Below are 1881 nucleotides of genomic sequence, written 5' to 3'. Positions count from 1 at the left end.
ACGGGATTTAGTAGTGTGAGGTTTGTCACCAGGACGTAAGCAAACACGACCGCATTTTTGACAACGCCAATCTGATTTTTCCTTGATGGATTTAGCTAATTGTTTCCAGTATTTTGGGTATACCATGATAGCTATTGAATCTTAATATCAGCACTTTACTATTATTAAATAATAACATTTTTGTTGATAAATGTACCAATAAATTACTATCCTTTCCTATTATTAGGATTTTATTAATGTTTCTGATAAATAGATATATGGGATATAATTACAATATTGCTTTAATTGACAATTATAATAATTATTTATCAATGCGAAACCTGACTCCTGCTTCAATTTTTTTCAAAATCCTCAACTCCAGTATTGGTAAACTTCTATGATTTTATAGACAGACATTGCCAAATATAGACAAATGTCTTAAAATAATTGTGAAGGTCGAGAAAGACTTTCCATGAAACTATCAGATTATGCTAAATCAATAGGAGTTAGTTATAAAACAGCCTAGAGAATGTGGAAACGTGGTGAACTCAACGCTACACAATTAACAACAGGTACAGTCATAGTCAATTTCGATAAACCAATCAACAAAGGAGTTGTTAATTTAGCAACAGAAAGGACTGATGATTTAATGCACGATTTTGTTTCCATTATTACTTCTTTTTGTGCAAGACTTTACTCAATTAGAAGACGGACTCGGAAAACAGAGTGTATTATAGAATGTCTTCAGGAGGATGAATGCAACTAACCGAAAGACACATCATCAAAAAAACTCATAAACATTACAGAGAAATTGATAGGCTTTGCTTTCTTTCTAAAAATCTCTATAATGTTGCCAACTACTTAATTAGGCAATCCTTCTTTAAAACTGGTGAAATTCTCAATTATAATCAGACCCAAAAACTATTACAAAGTCAGTTTGATTATAAAAATCTACCAGCGAAAGTAAGTCAGCAAATATTAATGATTTTAGATAAGAACTGGAAAGCATTTTTTCAAGCACAAAAGGCTTATCAAGAAAACCCATCTAAGTTTTTGGGTAAACCAAAATTACCTAAATACAAACATAAGGAAAATGGGAGAAACCTTTTAGTGTATACTATACAGGCTTTATCCAAACCATTTCTATGCAAAGGACTTATTAAACTTAGCCAGACTGAGATAGTTTTCCCTACTCAAGCTAAAAAAATAGCACAAGTGAGGATTATTCCCAAACTTAATCATTATGTTATTGAGGTGATTTATCATCAAGAAGAAAAACCAAAACAGGTAGATAATAAGAGAATTGCCAGTATTGATTTAGGATTAAATAATTTGGCTACTGTAACTTTCAATCAAGCAGGTTTAATACCTTTCTTGATCAATGGCAGACCGTTAAAATCCATTAATCATTTTTTTAACAAAAAGAAAGCTGAACTACAGGCTATTCTCAAAACTACAACTTCAAAAAGATTACAGAATCTTTGTATAAAACGCAATTTTAAGGTTGATGACTACTTGCATAAAGCCAGCAGATATTTAATCAATAAATTGGTTGAATTAAATATAGGTACTTTGGTAATTGGCAAAAATGAAGGTTGGAAACAAGAACTGAATATAGGTTCTAAAAATAACCAAAATTTTACTCAAATACCACATACCAGATTTATTGAACAGTTGACCTATAAAGCAGAATTAGAGGGAATATCTGTAATTATCACCGAAGAAAGCTACACATCTAAATCTAGTTTTTTAGATCAAGATGTACTCCCAACATATAAAAAAGGGGAAAACCATTCTTTTAGCGGTAAGAGAATTAAACGTGGTCTTTATAAATCGGCTCAAGGTATTTTAGTTAATGCAGATGTAAATGGATCACTAAATATTCTCAGAAAAGCAATCCCT

At 31.0% G+C, this 1881-nt stretch carries 2 protein-coding genes; both read left to right on the top strand.

Annotation, left to right across the window (positions count from 1 at the left end; translation table 11 throughout):
• Positions 1-508: 508 nt before the first annotated feature.
• Positions 509-745 carry a hypothetical protein gene (locus FJR09_RS24245; protein WP_217357016.1) on the top strand — a complete coding sequence of 79 codons (237 nt, stop codon included), beginning with the start codon at positions 509-511 and terminating at the stop codon, positions 743-745.
• A partial coding sequence (locus tag FJR09_RS24240) for an RNA-guided endonuclease TnpB family protein (RefSeq protein ID WP_168654220.1) occupies positions 736-1881 on the top strand: 1146 nt, incomplete at its 3' end. The genes FJR09_RS24245 and FJR09_RS24240, both read left to right, overlap by 10 nt.

It is taken from the genome of Dolichospermum sp. UHCC 0406, assembly GCF_009712025.1.
Taxonomy (GTDB): Bacteria; Cyanobacteriota; Cyanobacteriia; order Cyanobacteriales; family Nostocaceae; genus Dolichospermum; species Dolichospermum lemmermannii.
The sequence above is the reverse complement of the archived record's forward strand: the minus strand, read 5'-3'. Positions and strand labels throughout refer to the sequence as shown.

Coding starts and splice junctions, on each gene's coding strand:
- FJR09_RS24245 (WP_217357016.1), top strand. CDS start 509: ATGTGGAAACGTGGTGAACTCAACGCTACACAATTAACAACAGGTACA.